The sequence below is a fragment of the Pseudomonas lurida genome, assembly GCF_013522705.1.
Lineage (GTDB): Bacteria > Pseudomonadota > Gammaproteobacteria > Pseudomonadales > Pseudomonadaceae > Aquipseudomonas > Aquipseudomonas quebecensis.
Map to the genome: position 1 here is coordinate 85403 of NZ_JAAMRE010000003.1, position 21866 is coordinate 107268.

The 21866-nt window shown below is 53.3% G+C and carries 23 protein-coding genes; 8 read left to right on the forward strand and 15 right to left on the reverse strand.

Annotated features, from left to right (window positions below):
- The first annotated feature begins 17 nt into the window (after nucleotides 1-17).
- From G7025_RS03740 to G7025_RS03750, 3 genes are all read left to right on the forward strand, one after another.
- The gene (locus G7025_RS03740) at nucleotides 18-497 is read left to right on the forward strand and encodes a RidA family protein (protein WP_181076697.1); all 480 of its coding nucleotides are present in this window, start codon (nucleotides 18-20) and stop codon (nucleotides 495-497) included.
- Between the two features lie 100 nt (nucleotides 498-597).
- Nucleotides 598-1989 carry a 2-oxoadipate dioxygenase/decarboxylase HglS gene (hglS, locus tag G7025_RS03745; protein WP_181076958.1) on the forward strand — a complete coding sequence of 464 codons (1392 nt, stop codon included), beginning with the start codon at nucleotides 598-600 and terminating at the stop codon, nucleotides 1987-1989.
- A gap of 136 nt (nucleotides 1990-2125) precedes the next feature.
- Entirely contained in the window at nucleotides 2126-3031 is a 906-nt protein-coding gene (locus tag G7025_RS03750; protein WP_181076699.1) for a LysR family transcriptional regulator, read from the forward strand.
- A gap of 37 nt (nucleotides 3032-3068) precedes the next feature.
- On the opposite strand, the gene G7025_RS03755 is transcribed toward G7025_RS03750, so the two are convergent.
- Nucleotides 3069-4445, reverse strand: a complete 1377-nt coding sequence (locus tag G7025_RS03755) for an MFS transporter (protein WP_181076700.1) — start codon at nucleotides 4443-4445, stop codon at nucleotides 3069-3071.
- A gap of 155 nt (nucleotides 4446-4600) precedes the next feature.
- On the opposite strand from G7025_RS03755, the gene G7025_RS03760 reads away from it, so the two are divergent.
- Entirely contained in the window at nucleotides 4601-5302 is a 702-nt protein-coding gene (locus G7025_RS03760) for an alpha/beta fold hydrolase (RefSeq protein WP_181076702.1), read from the forward strand.
- Nucleotides 5303-5580: 278 nt separating this feature from the next.
- A complete protein-coding gene (locus G7025_RS03765; protein WP_181076703.1) occupies nucleotides 5581-6882 on the forward strand; it encodes a dicarboxylate/amino acid:cation symporter in 1302 nt (433 codons plus the stop codon).
- Nucleotides 6883-7012: 130 nt separating this feature from the next.
- On the opposite strand, the gene G7025_RS03770 is transcribed toward G7025_RS03765, so the two are convergent.
- From G7025_RS03770 to G7025_RS03780, 4 genes are all read right to left on the reverse strand, one after another.
- Nucleotides 7013-7636 (reverse strand): abortive infection family protein, encoded by a 624-nt coding sequence (locus G7025_RS03770; RefSeq protein ID WP_258197634.1) that lies wholly within the window; start codon nucleotides 7634-7636, stop codon nucleotides 7013-7015.
- A gap of 99 nt (nucleotides 7637-7735) precedes the next feature.
- Nucleotides 7736-7912 (reverse strand): hypothetical protein, encoded by a 177-nt coding sequence (locus tag G7025_RS26690; protein WP_258197635.1) that lies wholly within the window; start codon nucleotides 7910-7912, stop codon nucleotides 7736-7738.
- Nucleotides 7913-8466: 554 nt separating this feature from the next.
- Entirely contained in the window at nucleotides 8467-8787 is a 321-nt protein-coding gene (locus tag G7025_RS03775; protein ID WP_181076705.1) for an AzlD family protein, read from the reverse strand.
- A complete protein-coding gene (locus G7025_RS03780) occupies nucleotides 8777-9496 on the reverse strand; it encodes an AzlC family ABC transporter permease (RefSeq protein WP_052198973.1) in 720 nt (239 codons plus the stop codon). The genes G7025_RS03775 and G7025_RS03780 overlap by 11 nt, the downstream gene beginning before the upstream one ends.
- 122 nt (nucleotides 9497-9618) lie before the next feature.
- Between G7025_RS03780 and G7025_RS03785 the strand changes: the two genes are divergently transcribed.
- The gene (locus G7025_RS03785; protein ID WP_181076707.1) at nucleotides 9619-10500 is read left to right on the forward strand and encodes a LysR family transcriptional regulator; all 882 of its coding nucleotides are present in this window, start codon (nucleotides 9619-9621) and stop codon (nucleotides 10498-10500) included.
- 230 nt (nucleotides 10501-10730) lie between these two features.
- A complete protein-coding gene (locus G7025_RS03790) occupies nucleotides 10731-11612 on the forward strand; it encodes a PhzF family phenazine biosynthesis protein (protein WP_181076708.1) in 882 nt (293 codons plus the stop codon).
- Nucleotides 11613-11706: 94 nt separating this feature from the next.
- Here the strand turns inward: G7025_RS03790 and G7025_RS03795 are convergent, their stop codons facing one another.
- The 9 genes from G7025_RS03795 to G7025_RS03835 all read right to left on the reverse strand — a co-directional run bounded on the left by G7025_RS03795 (nucleotide 11707) and on the right by G7025_RS03835 (nucleotide 19198).
- Nucleotides 11707-12600, reverse strand: a complete 894-nt coding sequence (locus G7025_RS03795) for a DMT family transporter (RefSeq protein ID WP_219855163.1) — start codon at nucleotides 12598-12600, stop codon at nucleotides 11707-11709.
- An 81-nt stretch (nucleotides 12601-12681) separates the two neighbouring features.
- The gene (locus tag G7025_RS03800; protein WP_181076710.1) at nucleotides 12682-13731 is read right to left on the reverse strand and encodes an alcohol dehydrogenase; all 1050 of its coding nucleotides are present in this window, start codon (nucleotides 13729-13731) and stop codon (nucleotides 12682-12684) included.
- Nucleotides 13732-13790: 59 nt separating this feature from the next.
- Nucleotides 13791-14543, reverse strand: coding sequence for an SDR family oxidoreductase (locus G7025_RS03805; protein WP_181076712.1), 753 nt, complete (start codon nucleotides 14541-14543; stop codon nucleotides 13791-13793).
- A gap of 10 nt (nucleotides 14544-14553) precedes the next feature.
- Complete coding sequence (locus G7025_RS03810; protein WP_181076713.1) at nucleotides 14554-15795, reverse strand: bifunctional alpha/beta hydrolase/OsmC family protein; 1242 nt, start codon at nucleotides 15793-15795, stop codon at nucleotides 14554-14556.
- 33 nt (nucleotides 15796-15828) lie between these two features.
- Nucleotides 15829-16944 carry a flavin monoamine oxidase family protein gene (locus tag G7025_RS03815; RefSeq protein ID WP_181076715.1) on the reverse strand — a complete coding sequence of 372 codons (1116 nt, stop codon included), beginning with the start codon at nucleotides 16942-16944 and terminating at the stop codon, nucleotides 15829-15831.
- A complete protein-coding gene (locus G7025_RS03820; RefSeq protein ID WP_181076717.1) occupies nucleotides 16945-17613 on the reverse strand; it encodes a cupin domain-containing protein in 669 nt (222 codons plus the stop codon).
- Nucleotides 17614-17675: 62 nt separating this feature from the next.
- Nucleotides 17676-18017 (reverse strand): carboxymuconolactone decarboxylase family protein, encoded by a 342-nt coding sequence (locus G7025_RS03825; protein WP_219855171.1) that lies wholly within the window; start codon nucleotides 18015-18017, stop codon nucleotides 17676-17678.
- Between the two features lie 61 nt (nucleotides 18018-18078).
- The gene (locus G7025_RS03830; protein WP_034138528.1) at nucleotides 18079-18360 is read right to left on the reverse strand and encodes a hypothetical protein; all 282 of its coding nucleotides are present in this window, start codon (nucleotides 18358-18360) and stop codon (nucleotides 18079-18081) included.
- A gap of 64 nt (nucleotides 18361-18424) precedes the next feature.
- Nucleotides 18425-19198, reverse strand: coding sequence for an SDR family NAD(P)-dependent oxidoreductase (locus tag G7025_RS03835; protein WP_034138527.1), 774 nt, complete (start codon nucleotides 19196-19198; stop codon nucleotides 18425-18427).
- Between the two features lie 285 nt (nucleotides 19199-19483).
- On the opposite strand from G7025_RS03835, the gene gcvA reads away from it, so the two are divergent.
- Nucleotides 19484-20395 (forward strand): transcriptional regulator GcvA, encoded by a 912-nt coding sequence (gene gcvA, locus G7025_RS03840; protein ID WP_094065882.1) that lies wholly within the window; start codon nucleotides 19484-19486, stop codon nucleotides 20393-20395.
- 139 nt (nucleotides 20396-20534) lie between these two features.
- On the opposite strand, the gene G7025_RS03845 is transcribed toward gcvA, so the two are convergent.
- Nucleotides 20535-21728 carry an MFS transporter gene (locus G7025_RS03845; protein ID WP_181076718.1) on the reverse strand — a complete coding sequence of 398 codons (1194 nt, stop codon included), beginning with the start codon at nucleotides 21726-21728 and terminating at the stop codon, nucleotides 20535-20537.
- Nucleotides 21729-21866 lie beyond the last annotated feature (138 nt).

The following is a 21866-nucleotide window of genomic DNA, read 5'->3' on the forward strand; positions in this document are numbered from 1 at the left end:
AACGAAGGAGTTTTTAAATGGCACACAATCCTGATCTTGAATTTGAAACGCTTGCGTCGAGCTTTGGAATCAATGCTGACTCACTCGCAGGCCCCGCCGGGCTTTACAAGGCCGCAGTCATCGACGGAGCCAGCGTATTTCTCAGTGGCCAGATCCCGAAAGTCGGAAATGAAGTAGTCGTTTCGGGAAAGGTTGGAAGTGAGGTAAGTCTCGAGGACGCCAAGCGTGGGGCTGCAATCGCTGCCATACGGTTGCTGGCGGTTCTTAAGGACGCTGTGGGTTCGCTCGCCAACATCAGCGCGGTTACCCGAGTGAACGTCTTCGTTCAGTGCGCCGAGGGTTTTGCTCAGCAGACCCAAGTTGCCGATGCCGCCTCCGGGGTGCTGCAGGCGGTACTCGGTGAGGCCGCTGGACATGCACGCACAGCCGTGGGTGTCGCGGCTCTTCCTCGTAATGCAAGCGTAGAAGTTGACCTGATGGCTTCCTTGAAGCACTAACAGCCGGCGACAGATGCTGAGGAGGCGACTCGGGGTGAATTGCATCCCCCTGCGCTGTCCTCCTCAGCTTCAAAATAAATACAGCATTGGTGGATTGGTGATGAATGCAGCAAATTCAAATGAGGCCGTTGTATCCCCTGATGAAATCAGATCGATTTTCTCAGAGAGAATGTCTCAGATGTACAAAGACGAGGTGCCTCAATATTCGACGCTTCTCGATATTGTGTCTGGAGTGAACCGAGAGGTTCTGGATCAAGATCCTGCCCTTGAGATCTGCCTGAAAAATAACGACGACTTAGCCCGACTTTCCCAGGAATACCACGGTGCCATTCGACTTGGCACCGCCACCGAACTTTCGACCATGCGCCGGGTGTTTGCTGTGTTGGGTATGGATCCTGTCAATTACTACGATTTGAGCGTTGCCGGCATTCCTGTTCACGCCACTGCATTTCGACCTACCACGCGGGCGTCTTTGTCCAAGAATCCATTCCGAGTGTTCACCTCGCTTCTGCGTCTGGAATTGATCGACGATCCAGATCTTAGGGAGGTCGCCTCTCAGATTCTGAGCAAACGAAACATCTACACCGCTCGGGCGCTTGAGTTGCTCGAAATCGTTGAGCAGCGGGGAGGGCTGGATGACCGGCAGGCCAAAGAGTTCGTCGAGGAAATCCTCGAAACTTTCCGTTGGCACAATGAGGCAACCGTACACGCAGCGACGTACGAACGGCTTCATTCGGCTCACCGCCTTGTGGCGGATGTGGTCAGCTTCAGAGGGCCGCACATCAATCACCTGACGCCTCGTACGCTGGACATTGATAAGGCGCAACACGAGATGCCGAAGCGAGGGGTAACTCCTAAAAACATCATCGAAGGCCCACCTCGGCGTAACGTGCCTATCTTACTTCGCCAGACGAGCTTCAAGGCGCTGGAGGAAACGGTGTCTTTCCAAGGCGCTAGTGAAGAGGGCACCCATACCGCACGTTTTGGAGAAATCGAGCAGCGAGGCATAGCGCTGACGCCAAAAGGTATGGCGTTGTACGATCGATTGCTCAATCAAGCCAGGGCATCGATCGGTGAGGAAGTCGATTACGATAAAGTCTTGAGCCAGGTGTTCAGTGAATTCCCAGACGATCTGGACGAAATTCGGACTAAAAAACTTGCGTATTTCAAGTACCGTGTTGCGCGCGAGGATGCCACCGGCCTTAGTATGAACACTGATGTCGAAGATCTTATCAAGATCGGAGTGATTGAGGTCACGCCTGTCCTTTACGAGGATTTCCTTCCTGTAAGTGCTGCAGGCATCTTTCAATCGAATCTCGGTGGGACTGAGCAAAAGGCCTATGCGTCTAATGCCGCCAAGGCTGAGTTCGAAAGGGCGTTGGGTGCGAGTGTGTTGGAAAGCTGTGAGCTATATACCGATATTCAGGAAAAATCGCTCAACGAAGTTCAACTTTGGATTTTGAACTGTGCGGCTGAAAGCGTCAATGCCTGATTAAGATGAGTGCGCCGATGGCAGTAATTCTGGCTTAGGCTAATCTATCTATTTTCATTCGGGTTATAATGGAACGCTATAGAGCATCATTGATGATGCTCTATAGCGTTTTTGTAGTTTGTGGAAAGGTGAGATCATGAATTTGCGATCGGTTGACCTGAATCTTCTCGTCATTTTTGACACGCTGATGACGGAGCGTCACGTGACTAGGGCGGCATTGAAGGTTCCCATGAGCCAACCCGCAATGAGTAGTGCGCTTGCCCGTCTTCGACTGTTGTTCAAAGATGATCTTTTTGTCAGGGTGGGTGGCAACATGGAGCCCACCGCGCGGGCGCTTGAATTGAGCGTGGGCGTTAGTCGTATCCTGAGGGAAACCGAGCGACTGATGAATTCGGATGTCATGTTCGATGCCTCGACCAGTGAACATCACTCTGTAGGGCGAATGTCCGACCTGGTGAGCTATCTGGTTCTGCCCAAGTTGCTTCGCCGATTGGAGCTGGACGCGCCAGCCATGAAGCTGGACGTCAAACATATTTCCATCGATGAGACTTTAAAAGGCCTTGAGGATGAACGCTTAGATTTCGCCGTGTCCACTCAATTGGAGCACACTAATAGCATTGTAAGCCAGCCGGTATTCACGGATCGATTGGTGTGCGTTATGCGGCCTGGGCATCCTCTAGCAGGTAAAAAAATGTCAATGGATGAGTTTCTCGCAGCGGGGCATATTCATGTTGCGGTGACATCTCACGACCTGCGTTTTGTAGATAACACTCTTGTAGAGAGCAAACTTGAAAGAAACATAGTTATCACTGTACCACACTGGTTAATCCTGCCTGCTGTACTCTCCGATACGAACTACATCGCGGTGTTTTCAGAAAAGCTTGCCAGGCAACTACCTGACGGCGTGATTGCGTGGAGTGAAATGCCATTTTTTTGCCCCACGTTTAACTGGGAGCTTTATTGGCACAAACGAAATCAAAATAGTGCACCGCACGTGTGGATGAGATCGCTCATAACCGAGTCGTGTAACTCACTGGACTGAGAAACTCATTCCAGGTTTGAAAAGGCGTTGTAGGTGATTATCTGTGTTTAATCAATCGGATGCCTGAAAAGATTGTTCCGATCCCTGCAAAGATCACACCTAGCCACAGTGCGAAGTAGGGCGCTCTGTCAGGCTGCGTGTGAAAGGCAAAGGCCACAGAAGCGGCTCCTAGGGTTTGTCCGATCAGACGCGACAGAGCGACCATTGCACTTGCGCTACCGCTTCGATGTTTGGGGGCGCTGGAGATCATGGTCTTGAGATTGGGCGCCTGAAAGAGTCCGAAACCCAAGCCACAAATCATCATCCGCCAGGCGATGTCAATAAATCCGATCTCGTCCGGCAGGAAGCACAGGCTGAGCATGCCGATGGCGAGAATGAATAGCCCGGCAGTGCACAAGCTGCCTGGATTCATTCTGTCCGACAACGCGCCGCTGACGATCGCCATGCAGGCCACAACTGCAGGCCATGGTGTGATGTACAGGCCGGTCATCATGGGCGTTGCAGACAGAAAATCATGGAAGAGAAAGGGGAGGGCGATGAAGGCAACGCCCTGTGTCATGAACGCAAAAATTGAAGTCAGGGAAGAGAAGCTGAATTGCGCGGACTTGAACAGGTCTGTCGCAAGCATCGGGGAGGCGTGCTTTCTTTGATGGAAAATCAAAATCAGAAAGCATGCACCTGCAGCTAACAGTTCATAGACCGCTTCTGAGTCGAATCCTGAATGAGCCAAAGTCACCAGACCCAGAATGGCGAGTACGAAAAGGGCGATACATAAAACCGCGCCAAAGAAGTCGAAGGAGCGTCTAGACATGTCCGTAGCAGGAACGTGCTTTCGTGTCAGGTACAGGCAATAGATGCCGACTGGCACATTCAGCAAAAAAAGCATATGCCAATTGGCTACAGCTAGCACGCAAGCGGCTACCGTTGGGCCGGCGGTGAAGGATAGACCGACAACAAGAGCATATATACCCATGCCTTTGCCTAGCTTTTCTGGCGGATAACATTGTTTGATCAGCGCTGTTACAACACTGCCAATCGCAGCGCCGCCGATGCCCTGAAGAGAGCGGGCGACAATGAGCCACAGGAGGTCTGTTGAAACACCCGCCAAAAACGAGGATGAGGTGAACAGAATCAGTCCGAAAAAGAATACTTTCTTGTGGCCGAAAATTTCGCCAAGTGAAGCAAATGGTAGTAGTAGAGCAATGACGGAAATCTGGTAAGTCGTAATTAACCAGATCGTCTGCGATGATGTTACACCGAGTGCACTTGAAATAGTTGGCAGGGCGGTGTTGATCAATGACAGGTCAAGTGTAATTATTGTTGCTGCCAGGCATAGCGCGATGATTGCACAGACATTGATTTTACTGGGGTCGTTTATGAGATTCTTTGAATCTAATGTGCTGCTGAGTGTCATTGTCTGACCTTATATAAATTCTGGGGTAGGTGCACACCATGCGGTAATTATCCTGTTATTATTTTGTGCCTATTCTGTTCTTCGACGCAGAATGCTGCAATTCATTTTATGTATAGTGCTATTCATCAATTCAATTTAGGCGGAAGCGGATCACGATGAAAATTTTGGAATTGGTCTGCTTGCCAGGATTTATGTTGTCGGATGACTTATGGAGCGACCTCATTCCAGAGTTGCCTGCCAATGTACGGGTTACATGCATTGATATCCGTGGCACGTCTATTAGAGAGATGGCCGAGCATGTGGTGGTATCTGCTCCCCCGAGCTTTGTTATTTGCGGGTTCTCCATGGGTGGTTATGTGGCACGTGAGGTCGTGCGACTTGCCCCGGAGCGGGTGAAGGGGTTGATTGTCATTGCCAGTTCCAGTCGAGCCGATACCGAGCAGCAGATCTCTCAAAAAAACTTTGCGCATGAGCAAATATCCAAAAGTGACTTTGCCGGTTTGAGTAAAAGCGTCATCGCTAAAGGGTTTGGCGATCTTAATCGCGGGAATCAGCGGTTGGTTGACAGAGTTCAGGCCATGAGTATTAAACTTGGTAAAGATGTCTTTTTGAAGCAATCTCAGGTTGTACGTGAGAGTGATCTAGAGTCGCTGTCTAGCGTGTCCCAGCCGACGCTTTTGATTGCTGCTGATCAAGACAAATTGCGCTCCCCAGAGGAGATGCTTGAAATCGCGGAGCGTATCCAAGGGTCTGAATTTTCACTGATCCGTGAATCTGGCCATATGATCCCGTTAGAGCAGCCGAAGAAACTAGGGGAAGTTATTTCTCGCTGGGTGAATCAGTGGATTGCGTTATAAGCGCTATTCGTATTATCTTCTTTTCATACCCTCATCCACTAGCTGGATAAGGGTATATCAAATATCGATTGTACTTATTCACTTCCTGAGCCGAGTATCGGAGCTGCTTCTGGTGAGGTGGCCGAAGTGTATGGTTGGCTGTTTTAAAAGTGGTGCCGCCTGCTCGTGCCAGGTATGGGCGCGATGTTCCAGGTCGGAGGTTAATAAACCCCTTCTGTTAATAATAACAGGCATTTACTGAATGGATACTTTCTGCCATTCTTTAATGAAGGCTATATATGAACAAAATAATAGTAAGAAGCATTATGGTTGCAATGGTGCTGGGTATCCTACTGGGTGCTGCAATCCATCATTCAGTCAGTGACCCTCAGCGCATTGCCGAATTGTCTGGTTATCTGAGCATTGGCACTGATATCTTTATGCGCCTCATAAAGATGATCATCGGGCCGTTGGTATTTGCGACGTTAGTTCCAGGTCTTGCGAGGATGGGTGACTCTTCCGATATTGGCCGCGTGGGCGCCAAAGCCATGACTTGGTTTATAGGCGCATCCCTGGTTTCTCTTTTTCTCGGGATGCTCATGGCCAACCTCTTGGCCCCTGGCGCCGGCATGGGATTGACGCTTCCAGCAGCGGACGCTCAGACGAATCTCAACACTTCAGTCTTCTCACTCAAAGACTTCATCACTCACTTGGTGCCTCGCTCGATCGCCGAAGCAATGGCGCAGAATGAAGTATTGCAGATTGTCGTATTCTCCATTTTTTGCGGTACCGCCTTGGCTACTCTGGGGAAATCCGGAGAGCCCTTCGTTGATGTGGTCGAGTCTATCGGCCACATGATGCTGAAGATCACCACGTTCGTGATGTGGCTCGCCCCTGTAGCTGTGTTCACCGCGCTTGCCAACGTCATCGCACTCAAAGGCCTTGGCGTCGTTATTACCTTCGCGAAGTTCATCGGCTGTTTCTACCTCGGACTTGTTGTCCTGTGGGCACTACTGATTTTTGCCGGGTACATGGTGCTGGGCAAAAGCGTGTTCACCCTGATCAAAAGCGTCAAAGGGCCTTTCTTTCTGTCGTTCTTTACCGCCAGCTCCGAGGCTGCGTTCCCGCAGCTTCTGGTTTGTCTGGATAAGTTTGGTGTCAAACGCAAGATATCGGGATTTGTCCTGCCACTCGGATACTCCTTCAACCTCGATGGCACCATGGTTTACTGCACCTTCACGGTGCTGTTTATCGCTCAGGCGTATGGCATCGACATGTCCTTGGCAACTCAGGTGAGCATGTTGCTTATGCTGATGGTTACCTCCAAGGGCATTGCTGGTGTGCCACGAGCATCATTGATCGTCATCGCGGCAACGCTGACACACTTTGGGTTACCAGAGGAGGGTATTCTGCTTGTCATGGCCATCGACACTTTCCTGGATATGGGACGATCTGCAACAAATGCCGTGGGTAATTCCATCGCCTGTGCTGTGGTCGCTAAGTGGGAGGGAGACCTTGCGCCTTCTGCCGCCTGCGATGAACTGTTCGTTGAATGTCCTCCTTTAGAACAACCAGTTCCGCGACGCTCTAATGTGGCCTAGTCTTCCCTCAGCGTAGAGCCACCTGGTGACCCGGGTGGTTCTCATCTCCTAAGCCCCACAATGCGATTGTGCGTCGTGTTTACGGCGCCTACAGTGTGAAAACGATCATTCGATAACATTCAGCTTCTCCTCACTGAGCTTGTTCCATATGACCTTTGAGCTTCTGCAAAATGTAGACGGCAATTGCGCCAGCCAAATTGTTAGCAAGACGCGCTTCGGCATGATGCGCGGCCTTGTTCCCGCCATGTGCACTGCTGACATGCGTGCGCAAAACACCCACTCCCTGAGCAATTGATTTCACTCCGCCGAAAAGCCTTGCTATGTCGTCACCGTAAGCGGTTCCATCCGGGAGCTTAAGTGCCGGAAAATCATTAACTACTTGTCCTATGAGCTTCGTAATGACGAGTTCAGTTGGGAGGGGTAACCCCCTGGTTTCAAGGTAATGGCGGCAGACAGATTCGACGAAAGCATTGGTATGAGAGATTGAGTCGGCTGGATCGGTCAGTATCGCAATGCGAGCTTTGTTCCATTGCTTTTCAAGATAGCTACCGTTCATCAACTCCGTGAGATCGTCATGAACAGCCTCGCTTTGATTGTTCGAAAACTCCGACAATAACTGCGCAGAACTCTTTGCTTCGCCTAGCAGTTGAGTCAGACTTTTTTCAACCGCATTCCATATGGAGTCGATCGCTGCGGGGGAGGCGAGCTTCGTCAGCTTTTCATCACTCAATTCGCTAATGTTTTTGATGGTCATATGCCCTTCATAGGGCGTGCCCTGTTGCATGGCATCATCAATGGTAGAAGACGTTAGAACCCTAAGATGCTGGCCATCAAAATAGAACTGGCCATACTCTCAGTCATTCTCATCGATATAACCGAGATTAACATGCTCCCCTGTTGCATACAGATTTAGCTCCCCAACAGCCTCCCGAAGTTCTTTTTCTACGGCATCTAGTCCGGCACGAATTTCACCACGTGATTCGCGCACCTGTTTCGCCAATCGGGCCAGAACATCCTTTCTACTGGTCATGGATCACTCGCAATCTAGTTTTCTGAAGGGAATATGAGGGGCGTGTTGGCGCTTTGCAACGCAGCTTCCGCCTTTTGTATCAGATGGATTGAGCACGCCGTGCTAGGTTCGAGCAGGGGCCGCCAATCTTGAGAGGGAACAAAACCTTCTTTCTAACTGGTAGCCCATACCCATGTTTCGCTGAGCGTCCCGGGATGGCAGCATGCTGCTGCCTGGGATCCTCGATGTTCAGCCGCATGCTAACAGTCTCAGCTTCCGCTCTGAGCTGGAACACGGGCGCCATCCACGGCCAATGATTCTGAATAAGAATTTCATGAGAGGCAGTGAGAGAGTTAGGAACTGCGGAAGCAGGCAACGTGCTATTCGATGAACTGCGAGAGTAAAGCAGTAAGGAACAACGTCGCTTTGAGATTGGTAGCGGTCATACCAAGTTCTTGCTGATCGACACCATGGTCGCAGGGCCAAGGTTGTGTTGGCAATCACTGCGACCAGAGTGAAGGCGAAAATTGCGCGCGGATCAAGGTTTCGCCTTCGCAGGGGAGTGACAGTTTAGATTACAAGGTGACCTGAAGCTGCCTGAACACAGCCGCCATCAAAATCCCGGCTGCAATCGCTGGAAGAGATTTGCGCAGTGTTAGCATCACAATGGCAGTCGTTAGCAATGCGAGTCGCGCGCCGTTATCACCCGTGATCGCCATCGGTGTCAGCACCGCCACCAATACCGATCCAGACATGGCGCTGATGAACTGCTGCACCCTGTAGTTGATGGGCACAAATGACATCACGAATACGCCACCCCATCGGGTCGCGAGTGTGACAATTGCCATGATCAGAATGATGTACAGCGTGCCGAACCCTGATATTTCAATGCTCATTCTTTTTCTCCGTCCACACTGCGCCCAGCAAACCACCCGCCAATGCTCCAGTAACAACGTGACTGTTTTCAGGCAAATACAAATAGGCCAATAAGGACGCTACGGCTGCCACACTCCAGATGACCAACATACGCAGGTTTTTTTGACCTCCGAGCACCATCGCGAGAAGAAAACAGCCCATCACCATGTCGAGGCCTAGACTCACTGGGTTCTGAATGACGCTTCCAAACTTCAGCCCCAGCCAACTGCCAAGCGACCAAGCCGACCACAGCGCAAGACCGCCCCCAAACAGCAGTCCCATGCCTCGCTTGCCGCTGTTGAACGCCTGCATCGACATCGCCCAGTTGGCGTCGGAAACCACCATCATCACGCCGTAACGCTTGGCGCGTGGTAGTTCGCGTAACCAGGGGTACAGGGTTGCTCCCATCAACAGATGGCGGGCATTGATCGCGAATACCGTGATCACCAACGGTATTACCGGGACGTGCTGACCCCAGAGGTCAAGCACGGCAAATTGTGCTGCGCCGGCAAATACCAGAATACTCATTAGAAGAGTTGACGCTTCGCTCAGCCCTGTCTGCGCGGCAGCAAGCCCGAAGGCAATCGCAAAGACCACAACGAACATGGAGATCGGCAATAGCTGTTTGAAGCCGCTCCATATTTCGTATTTATCCAATTCTACTGAGCTTGCATCGACACTTAACACCATTCCACCTCACTGGATTAGGTTGTACCTCTATTCAGGCGTCATTTTGGGGGCGCTGAGCGATCCAAGAAAAGCGAATAAGTTTTATAATCGCCATTCGAGTTTCGAATGGCTAAGGTTTAGTGATGCACTCCAAGGATTTGCAGATTGACTGGCTACGAACGTTCGTGGCTGTGGTTGATACCGGTTCCATGACGGCGGCAGCGCGACAGGTATCGCGCTCGCAGTCAGCCGTCAGCATGCAACTGAAGAAGCTAGAAGATAGTATCGGTCGCCCTTTGCTCAACCGCGAGCCTAGGCAACTGTCTCTGACGCCCGCTGGCTTCGATCTGCTGGGCTATGCGCGCAGGTTGCTGGCGTCTCACTCGACGCTGGTGCTTGCTATGCATGGTGGGGCTCTTTCAGGACGGGTGTCTCTTGGCGTTCCTGACGACTATGCAGTGCCGTACCTGGTGCCAGTGCTCAGACACTTTGCTGCGCGCTTCGGTGAGGTCGAGGTCACTTTGGTATGTGAAGAGTCCACAGCGCTGCTCGCAAAGGTTGATCGGGGTGAGATCGATTTGGCGCTGGTAACCCGTGATGCACCTTCACGTGGTGAGTTGCTCTTCAGGGAGGCCTTGGTGTGGGGCGCCGCTGAACAACACGAGATCTGGAAGCGCAGCCCGCTACCGATTGCAGTGCATGAATTAGGCGGACGGTTGCGTACCGAGATACTGGCAGCGCTTGAGGCTCAGCAACGTGAGTATCGAGTTGTCTACAACAGTCCTAATATCGGCGGGCAGATTGCTGCTGCTCAAAGCGGAATGGCAGTTGCTGTGCTTACGCGGTGCAGCCTTCCACCTACTCTAAAGATGCTGGATGCGCGGCAAGGTTTACCCGAGCTTCCAGTAATTGAAGTCGTGCTGATGCGGAGCCGGGACTCAAAGGGATCTCGTGCCGTAGATACACTGTACGATGAGGTCGTGGGTTCCCTAAGAGATCCACTATGTGTTGAACGAGCTAAATGAATCGAGCTTTGAGCTGACAGATATGACGGGAGCGCCGGGCAAATTGCTTCTCTCAGATAGAATAATTCGACTCTTCGGTGCTATTTGCTGTACCTAGCAGGATATCTAAAAAAATATGCACATGAGTGGCTTTGAATTGTACTCATAAATCAATGTGCTGACTGTAGCTGTATCCAAAAAGGGTAAGAAACTAAAATTCAGTGACTCTCAACCCTATTGGACGACCAATCATGCACAGCGTCAGTTTTAAGCAAGTTGATGTGTTCACTTTCGAACGATACAAAGGTAACCCTGTGGCAGTCGTTCTCGATGCGAAGGAGCTGTCGGACGCCGAGATGCAACAGATTGCCAATTGGACGAACCTTTCAGAAACCACTTTCGTATTACCGAAAACTCAAGAGCAGGCCGATTATCGCGTTCGCATTTTCACGCCTGGATCAGAGCTCCCGTTCGCGGGCCATCCAACTATCGGCACCGCACACGCTCTCATAGAGGCCGGCGCCATCGCTCCCACCGACGGCGTCGTAGTTCAAGAGTGCGGTGCTGGGTTGGTGCGGCTTGATGTCACCATTGACGAGGCCGGAAAGCAGTTAATCTCGTTTGAGCTCCCCCATCCGAAGTTCGAGCCATTTGATACTCAACGCATTGATGAATTGGAGGCCTGTTTGGGCACATCCATATCACGTGAGTATCCACCTGTTCTTGTTGACGTCGGTGCACGTTGGGTTGTCGTCCAGCTCGCCAGTGCTCAGCAGGTGATTGCGAATAAGCCTGATTTGCAGAGTATGAAGGTAAGCAATCTACGCGATAGAGCAACTGGGGTAATTGTTTTCGGCAAGTACCCGGTTGACGGCACTGCAGATGTAGAAATACGCGCTTTTGCTCCAGCTTGCGGTGTTAGCGAAGATCCCGTTTGCGGCAGTGGAAACGGAGCCATGGCGGCTTTTATCCGACATACCGGGCAGGCCGAAGCATTTGGCAGTCAATTTCGAGCCAGTCAGGGTCAAATTTTGGGCCGCGCGGGTTTCATCAATCTCGAAGTGAGCGATGAGGTCATCAAGGTCGGAGGCGAAGCCGTTACCTGTATTGACGGATTGATCAATCTTCGCTGATGAACGGTGTCCAGCTACCTCCGGTGGCTGGGCATGCCTAATCACCGTCACCGACTTTTGAAAGACGGGGGGGAACACCCGTATCGGTGCATCGTCAGAGTTTCTTTTGCTTGGTGGTCAATGAGACCCACGCGACACCGCTCAATGTCACTAAGGCCGAAATGCCGCTGAGCATTGTGATGTCCTCGCTGAGGATGAGAACGCCAAGTACCATGCTCAAGATGGGGACTGAAAGCTGAACGGCCCCGGCAGTAATAGTGGTCATTCGAACCCGTGCCCAATACCAGATCGCGTATCCAACGGCTGACGTTAAACCTCCAGCAATCACTGCATACCACGCCCCGGTAGTATCGACACGCAGATGATCATGTTGGTAAAGCACGAGCACAACAGCAAAGGGAATTGCCCCAAGAAAACTGCTCGCTGTCTTGACGAGTGGAGACTCGTTAGCCTTTCCCGCCACTGAGAAAGCGCCCCACGCGATTCCTGCAACTGCCATCAACGCGGCAGCATAGGCAGGCGGTGCCGATGCGGATGGGGCAAGAAAAGCAATCATTCCCCCGAGAGCAACGAACAGCCCGAAGATGCTTGTGCGTTCCCCCCTCCGGAGCCCATAAGAAATCATAAGGACTTGTGCAGATGCAAAGAGTATCAATGCGCCTGCGCCGGTACTGATGTCACGGTAGGCGAAGGAAAAGGCGGCGACATATGTGAAGAGAAAGACTGCGGCCCACCACTGCGCTTTGAGCTGTTTAATTTTTCCGCCCTGAGCCAGGAAAATTATCAGTAATGTCAGTGCGCCCGATATCACTCGGATGCCACTGAATGAAGCCGCATCGATGTCGGTCGTTTGAAAAGCTGCCCTGGTGAGCAATGAGTTGGCTGCGAACGCAATCATTGCAAGGCTCGTCATCAGAACGATAAAAGGCGCGACTGATGCGTTGCTAGCCGCTGTGTCAGTGCTCTGGCCTGAGCTCTTGAACGTCATTCTGAATCTCCATCACCGATTTCAATGCAATCGCAAGTGCGACACTGTGCGCTAGGTGTTAGCGCACGAGAGCGATGACGCTTAGGGCAAACCATTCTGTGCCACACTTTCACCTGCGACAGTCAACACAATCCGGAATTTGGCTTCACCAGACTTCAACTTCTGAAAGGCCTCATTGGCTTGTTCGAGTGGCATGACCTCGATTCTCGGACGTACATCCGTGAGCACGCTGAAATCCAAGGTGCGCTCATTTTCGTAGGGTGTGCCTGTGAGGGATCCGCACACACTGCGTTCGCCGACGACTAACTGTCCAGACGACACGGGCAGGGGTGACTTGTGTGCTCCAAGCAGAATCAACCTTCCTTGAGGTGCCAATCCGCCCATCACCGCAGACACGGCGTCGGGATGACCGACGGTGCTGACGATGGCCTGAGCACCGCCCAAGCTGTTGAGCGTTGCTGCAGCATCTTCGTTATTGGTGTCGATATAGAGATGCGCCCCCAATGCCAGCGCATCATCTGCAATGTCTTGACCTCGGCCCACGGCGATGACTCTAAAACCCATGCGGCGCGCATACTGGAGCGCCATGTGTCCGAGGCCTCCTATACCAAGAATGGCCACGGTGTCACCCGCGTTGGCACCACATTTTTTTAGGGCATTGAAGGTCGCTATACCTGCGCAGAGGAGCGGGGCGGCCTCCACTGCGTCGAGCTCGTCGGGGATCGACACCAGTCCGCTGCTGCGAGCGATCATCAGCTCGGCATAGCCACCGTCACAGGTAGCACCAACGAAATGTTGGTTAGGGCAAAGTTGAAAGTTGCCCTGACGGCATTGGGGGCACTCGTTACAGTGTCCGCCGAGTCGGCCCACCCCTACGCGTTGGCCAATCTTCCAGATGGAAGAGGTGTGAGCGCCGAGCGCCTTTATACGGCCAACCACCTCATGACCTGGTACCCGTGGTGGTTGCAGCGTTGGATCTGCACCTTCGATGTCGCTTATGTCGGCACCACAGATGCCGCACGCTTCGACTTCAATCAATACCTCTCCGGTACATGGAGTAGGTATCGGGCGATCCACCATTTCGAGGACTCCAGGCCGGGTCACTTGCATTGCTTGGTAAGTATTTTTCATGGTCTTGTGTCCTATGGTTAGGTCAGATTTGACGTGAGTGGGTTCAGCGCTTCATCGATTCAAAGCTGGGCGAAGCCCCCGTCAACAACAATCTCCGCACCCAACATGTAGCGCGATTCATCGCTGGCAAGAAACAGCACGGCTTGGGCAATCTCGTGTGGATCCCCCAACCGGCGAGCAGGAATTCGAAGCGCCATTTGCCGCTTTGTCTCGGCCAATCGTTCAGGCGTGGCACCTTCCAATTCGAAGATTGGCGTGTCTACTGCACCAGGGCTTACGGCGTTGACGCGAATTTTTCGATCCATTAATTCGCATGACCACGAACGAGCAAATGAGCGTACGGCTGACTTGGTCGCGGCCAAGGCAGAGAAACCACCCATGCCGACCGCGTTTAGCCAGGCGGAGTTGAGTACGACTGAGGCGCCGTCACGCAGCACAGGTGTAATGGCTTGCATGGAGAAGAACAGACCTTTGACGTTGACGGCCATAAGCTCGTCAAAGCGAGCCTCTTCGGTAGTGAGCAGGGGTGTGGAGAACGCCACGCCAGCATTGCCGAAGAAAATGTCCAAACCACCTTCACCAAACGTCTCGGCAACTTTTCGAGCCATGCGTTGCATATCATTGAGGCTGCGTACATCGGCCTGAATCGTTGTCACTGCGCCGCCCAGTTCTGCACCAACCTGTTTGAGACGTTCTGCGTCTCGGCCAGTAATGACCACTCGGGCTCCTTCTTCGACAAACAGCTGTGCAGTCGCCAGACCAATGCCACTGGTTGCGCCAGTGATCAAAGCAGTTTTGCCTCGTAGTCTCATGTTCAGTTCCTCAGGAGATCGGCTTAATGAGGGGCTCTTCGTCATCCACTAAAGCGTCGCTCTCAACTAGAGAAGTGCTGACATCTGAACCGCGAACGAGCGTCATATCGACGGGGCATCTATCGGCGATGGCCAGAAGCTTTCGGCGCTGCTCATCGTCGAGAGGCCCGTTCAAAGTGATCGAACGAGTGAAAAGATCCGCAGGTGACTGGTCGTTTCGCTTGGCGTGCATGACGTGGGCACTGGCACGTTGGAGCGGAATTCCTTTGCGGCGGGCATACATGCGCATGGTCATAACCGTACATGCCGCCAAACCTGCAGAAACGAGCTCATAGGGTGACAGTCCGCTTGCGAGTCCTCCCACGGATTTCGGTTCATCCGCGAGCAAATGGTGAGCGCCGGTGCTCAATCTGAGCTGGAACAATCCCGCTCCTGTCTCCTCTGCAGTTACACCTTCGCCCGTAGAGATATCGGCGATGTCATCGACCAACTTGGGCAGGTAGCGGGCGGCCCAAGCAGCGATTACTGATGCTGCATAGTCCGAGTCAGCCCGGCGTGTTAGCAGATGGTTGGCATCGTCCAGCGAAACAAAACTCTTAGGGTGGCGCGCCGCCAGGAAGATCCTTGAAGCGTTGTTGATTCCGACCACATTGTCGCCAGGAGCATGCAAGACCAACAATGGCTTGCCCATCTGGGCAATACGCTCTTCGAGATTCTGCTGTCGAGCGTCGTCTACGAATGATTTGCGTACTGTGAAAGGGCGACCACCCAGTAGAAGTTGCGCTTCGCCCTCTGTCTCGATCTGCGCGAGAGCGTCATTGTCGAACTGATGAAGGATATGTTTCACATCGGCAGGAGCACCGATGGTTGCCACTGCTTGCACGGAGGGCATTTCGGCGGCGGCACTCAACGCTGCCGCCCCACCCAAACTGTGGCCAATCAGTAATGAAGGAGGATGGCCTGCTTCAGTCATAGCGCGGCCTGCGGCGATGAGATCACCCACATCAGCGGCGAAAGTTGAGTCAGCGAATTCTCCTTCGCTACCCCCGAGTCCTGCGAAGTCAAAACGCAGTACACCAATCCCGTTCAGTGCAAGGGCTCGTGCAATCCGCGCTGCCGCGAGGCTTTCCTTTCCACAAGTGAAACAATGGGCAAAAATAGCCCACCCACGAGGTGTGGTCTGTGGACGCTCAATTCGTCCAGACAGCACTGTTCCAAGTGCTCCGTGAAAGTCAAAACGTTGATCTGGCATGTTCTCTTCCTCAACGAATGGGGGGGTATTCGTTTAGTCCGGCAATGGCGATAAGGCCCGAATTGCCAGCGACGTGGCCTCAATGGCACCGGCAACGTATCCAGGGAACTGTGGTGACCATTCACTGGCGATGCCGGTCAGTCGCCCCTTCCAAATCCCTGAACTCGCCGCAGCTTGGGGAGTATTTGTGGGATGGCCAGCCGAGCTAAGATCAGCTTCGGTAGAGGTCAAAGGATCCTGCGCCCAGTCCTTGATGAAGTCAGCGCGTGGTTCCGCTGCCTGTGATCCAAAGAGACGTACGAGTTGTGCATGGCAGTGTTCGCGCAGCACATCCTCGGGAACCGCTTTACGGACGTACGCCGGTACACCGAAGAAGCCAAATAGCGCCGCGCTGTCATCAGGCATGGACGCATCGTGTATTTCGCCCAATGGGCCTCGCGCGCTCCGCGCTGCACCGGACAGCCCCTGCTCCCGCCAGAATGGTCTGTCGTAGATCGCAAGGTATTTGGCATGAGGCGCCATCCAAGTGGCAGTGTCTCGCCACTGTCGAGCCAGCTCGGTTGGCAATGCTGGCTCGAACTTGATGTTGCGCTCTACGAGACGCGGAGGCATTGCCAGCAAGACTTGTTCTGCGCACCAGGTCGTGAGGTTTCCGGCAGAGTCTGTGCTATCAATTTCTACATTGGCCGGTGTGGCGCGAATCGAGAGGACGGTCTGATCGGTAAGCGTTCGTTTTGAGTCCAGCGCTCGGCTCAGTGCGTCTATGAGTGCCGACATGCCACCTTTCAAGCGAATAGAGGCCGGTGAGCTGGCATAGCCACGCATGCGTGCCGGCGAATCACTCGACGCGCGTTCCATCATCATGTCGCCAGTGTCGAACTGCTCGAAGTATTCCAGGCCTAGCTGCACAATCAGTTGATGCAGTTCAATCTGGAAGTCGGGCCAGAACCAAGTGGGCCCTAAATCAAATCGATCAAAGGTATTTGTCGACGCCCGGTCGTGGGGCGCTCTGACTGATGCGATTCGGCCTCCGAGCACATCACGCGCCTCCAGAAGCATGTAATCCTGGCGACCCTGACGTTCAAGTAGGTAAGCGGCATACAGGCCGCTCAAGCCTGCTCCGACGATGACAGTGCGTACGTGTCGCATTTAGACCTCTGCCGTCAGGTCGGCCAGATGGCCTGTCTTGAGATAGACGGTGGCACCCTGTTCGCCGGCGATAATAGGGGGGATTTCTCCAGCGGGTGTGCGCACCCAGCTACCAGAGGTAAAAGAGCGCTCACTCACAACCACTTCACCTTCCAGCACCAACAACTCCGCGCCTTGTACGGGCGTTGAGAGGAGCGCTTCAGATGCAGGCAGTCGAATTAAACAGACTTCCTCAGATTGGTCTGAGAACAAGGGGCAGATCTCACGATCACCGTGACGGAGCCAATTGTTTGGGTCGCTGGTGTCAATCCGCACGTGTTGGGCTTCGTCGTCGCGCATTTGCTGAAGTTTGACGAAGATAGTCGCGCCCTCACAGCTGGAGGGGCGGTGTCCAGAGCCGGGTGGGTTACGCAGATACCAGCCAGCGGGATAATCTTCGTCGTCCTCAGAAAAAGTACCGGCCAACACAAGGATCTCCTCACCGCCTGGGTGCATGTGGTGTGGGAAGTACGAATCGGGTGCATACCGCACTATGCTGGTTGCACGGGCTTTTTCTGCTCCCACGCGATCCAGCATCACGCGCTCTACACCACTTTGAGGTGAAGAGACCCATTCATACTTGTGGGACGCCACGAATGCGCGGCGTGAGAAATCTGAGTTGATCAGCATGACGACTTTCCAAATAACGCGCTGACAGGTGCCCTAGGGAAGCGGGCACCTGTCACTGCGACTTATGCTTTCGGGAGCTGTTGGTATGTCTCGATGACACGCGCCGAGTAGGTGAGCGCAGCACCGGCATTGAGGGCGATTGCAACACCCAATGCTTCGGAGATTTCTTCCAGCGTTGCGCCGGCTTCGACAGCCTTTTTAGTATGCACAGAGATGCATCCATCGCAGCGCGTGGTAACGGCCACGGCGAGGGCGATCATTTCGTGAAACTTGGCTTCCAAATGACCTGTCTTGGCAGCAGCGTTGTCGATAGTCATCAGGCCGCGCATAACGTCGGGGCTCTGTTTTGCGTAATCGCCTACGCGTTCCAGAAGGGTTTCACGGTAAGCGTTCCAGTCTTGCATCATGACGGTATTCCTCTTGAAAATTTGGGCATGCGTCGCCTTGCTGCGCTTATAACGCGGCTTAGGCGGCTAGGTAGATGCGCACATCGGGTGCGGCATCGAGCAGTGGTTTCAGAGCTTCGACGACGTCCGCCGTGAACAGCTCGCTTTGCAGGTAGGCGCGTGCGTTTTCTGTGGTGTCAAAGCCGTGCAGCACTTGCACATCCTCATCGCGTACAAGCAGCTCTTTGGACTGCGCACCCTTGATGGTTTCGAGGAAGGGCGCCTTGTACGTCTGGTAGATGCCGGCGGCTTCAGGACGTTTGGCAGCGGCAATCTTGAGGTTGATTTGCAGATAGACCATATGCATTTCTCCTTACCAGGTGGTGCAGCAATGTAGGCAGGCACGAGTGCCTGCCCGAGGTGTATCAGTTGCGGCCAGCCATCACGCCGCCATCGACATCCCAAATCGCGCCAGTGACCCAGCCTGCTTTATCTGAAAGCAGGAAGGAGACGACTTCGGCTACGTCCTGTGGAGTGCCGACACGACCGATTGGGTGAAAACTGTTGAAACCTTGCAGTGCGCTATGAACTTCAGCTTTAGGAATAAAGCCTTCGTAGATCGGGGTTTGTACGACCGCAGGGGAGACCGCATTGACGCGAATTTGCTTGGGAGCCAATTCCATCGCCAGATGTTGGGTCAGCGAGTGCAGACCGGCCTTGGCCATCGAATAGGCCGACGACGGAGTGGCCGCAATGGCTTGTTTGGCCCACATCGAACCGATGTTGACGATCGCACCTGGCTTGCTCTTGGCGACCAGATTGGCGGCTACTTTCTGAGTGATGAAGAAGAACGCTTTGTTCAGCTTCATGTACTGGTCGTAATCTGCACCCTCGTGTTCCAGAAATGGTTTAGGGAAGAAAACGCCAGCCGCGTTCACCAGCAGATCGACATCTGCATGCTGCTCATCAATGGCTTTGAGCAATGCATTCAAACCCTCGCTGCTGGATAGGTCAGCAGTCACCGCCCATACCTGACCCAATTTCGCCAGCTCCTGGCGCGCCGCTTCGGTCTTATCCGGGCGGTTGCCTACAATTACAGCGCTACCACCGCCAGCCAGCACCATGCGTGCCGATTCCAGACCCATGCCGCTGGTGCCACCGACGACCAACAGTTTTTTGCCTTTGAATTCAATGCTCATCTTGAAAACCTCGATTTTCGCCCGTCGACGACAGGACTCAGTAAAAGAAAAAATATCTCGGAGCATCCAGCTCACGCCCTTGCGCTAAACTGCACGTAGCACTCGTGCGTCCATTTACTGCTTCATCGATGGATGCGCTTGTCTGACAGATTCATTACGTCAGCAAGGCGCATTTCCTGAGCAGAGACTTTGCTCCGGCTTCGATATGGGATGGATTCTTCTCTGATTTGCATACGCCGACAAACGAGATAAAGTGTTCCTTTTTGAAAGAAATTCTTTACCGATATGAAATCGCCCGTTCACCTGAATGCCCTACGCGCCTTTGAAGCCAGCGCCCGCCATCAAAGCTTTTCAGCGGCAGCGGCGGAGTTGAATGTCACACCCGCGGCAGTCGGACAGCTCGTACGCACCTTGGAGGATTGGCTGGGTGCACCACTGTTTCTGCGCAGTAGCAGTGGACGCGTGCGGTTAATACCTACTGAAACTGCTGAGCGTGCGCTGCCGGATATTCGGGCCGGCTTCGACAGGTTGGTTCTCGGCATGGAGAGACTTCAGGAGGCATCCCCTTCAGGCGTACTCACCGTGGCGATAAGTCCTGCATTTGCTGCCAAGTGGCTGCTGCCAAGGATTGAGCACTTTCACAACGCTCGACCTGATACTGATGTAAGACTTGATACCAACCTAAAGCCCGTGGACTTCCTCGCTCAGCGTATTGATATCGGGGTGCGATACGGCGCAGGTAGTTGGCCAGGCCTGGTGGCAGATAAGCTGATGGGCGAAGAGGTCTACCCTGTATGTTCACCAAGACTGCTTAGCGAACATTGGCGTTTGCAAAAGCCAAGCGATCTGGCAAGCGAGACCTTGATTCATGATTTGTCGATGGATAGGCATACGGGCTTCCCGTCTTGGGAGATGTGGTTGCAGACGGCTGGCATCACCAACACTGCGACACGCGGCATGCAAATCAACAACTCAGCGGCTGTTCTACAGGCTGCAATCGACGGTCACGGTGTAGCCCTGGCTCGAAGCGTGATGGCAGCCGATGACCTCGCCGCAGGACGTTTAGTACGTTTGTTCCCGGAGATATCATGCATGTCGCCATTGGCTTATTACGTCGTATATCGAGCAGAGTGCTCCAGCTTGCCGAAACTGTCCGCTTTTCGAGACTGGCTATTCGAGGAGGCAGCGTCGAAGTAAATGAGCTGACATTCGGAGCGGCTACCGATAGTCAGCCGCTTGAAGGCGGTGCTCGCCCCGAAGGGCTTTACCACCTAACAGGCTGAACCACATGGCATTGACCTTCTTGCTGCAAGCAGGCCAGTGCCGAGCAGACCTGTTACGTTTGAGGCTGGACGCTTGCTTTAGATGGGCGACGCTGTAGCCAAAGGAGCCCGAACATAGCCAGCAGCACTGGAACCAGAATTAGACCGGAGACGGTCGTCCAGCCATATGCGTCGAGCAGTCCGCCAGATAGAAATGAACCGAAAACCATAGTGCCGAATACAACGAAGTCGTTGATCGCTTGTACGCGCGGCCCGTCTTCTGAGGTGTGGCAGGTCAGCACCAAGGCAGAGGCCCCGAGAAAACCAAAGTTCCAGCCAACGCCAAGCAATACCAGTGCTAGCCAAAAATGGCCAACGCTCATCCCTAGCATCCCAACCAGTGCAGCCATGCCTATCAGCCCTAGCCCTAATTGGATGATCAATGGAGCACCCAAACGGCTGATCAACCTGCCTGTAAAAAAGCTTGGTGCGTACATGGCGATTACATGTAGTTCGATGCCGGTGTTCGAATGCACTCTGGCAATTCCACACAGTTCCATCGCCAGTGGAGCGGATGTCATCATGAAGTTCATCATCATGTAACTGACAACCCCGCATGCCATAGCGATGACAAAGCGAGGCTGGCGAAGCACCTCTGCGATGGAGCCAGAAGGCCGGGCCTCACTATGTGCTATCTGCGGGCTGAAGCGAACGCCCCACAGAATCCAGCCCGTCAGCGCAGCAAGACCAGCGGCCGCGATATACGTCAGTGCATAAGTATGAGGAGAGAGATCCATGGTCGCACTGACCAATTGAGGGCCCAACACGCCAGCGGCGACACCACCAGCCAGTACGGTCGACAGCGCTTTGGGACGATCGTCTGAATTGACGCATTCGGCAGCAGCGAAGCGGAAGGTCAGTACAACCGCAGCATAAGCACCGCCGAAAAGCATAGCGATGCAAAACAGTATGAACGAACTGACATACAGGGCGTAGGCGGCAAGGAGGCCGACGATAACACCACAGATATTTCCGACGGCAAACGCAGAATTACGACCGAAGCGGCGGGATATATGGCCTATAGGTAAGGTGGCCAAAGCCATTCCGATGACAAATATTGAGATCGGAAGCGTTGCCAAGGTCGGACTTGGCGCAAGCATGTTACCGATGATTGCTCCAGTGGCATACACCACCACTGAGTTGGCACCAGATAAAGCCTGGGCAAGTGTGAGGCGCAAGATGTTCGGATTCATCCGAGAAGCAGACATTTTGAGTTTTCCAAATTACTTTTTTGTGAAGCACCGCCGGCCATAGTTACTAGCTTCGGGGGAAGCGACAAACCAGAATTTGTGTCTCGGTGCAAAAGAAAAACTTTCTCTGCGGAAGCCGGCCAGTAACTGACATCG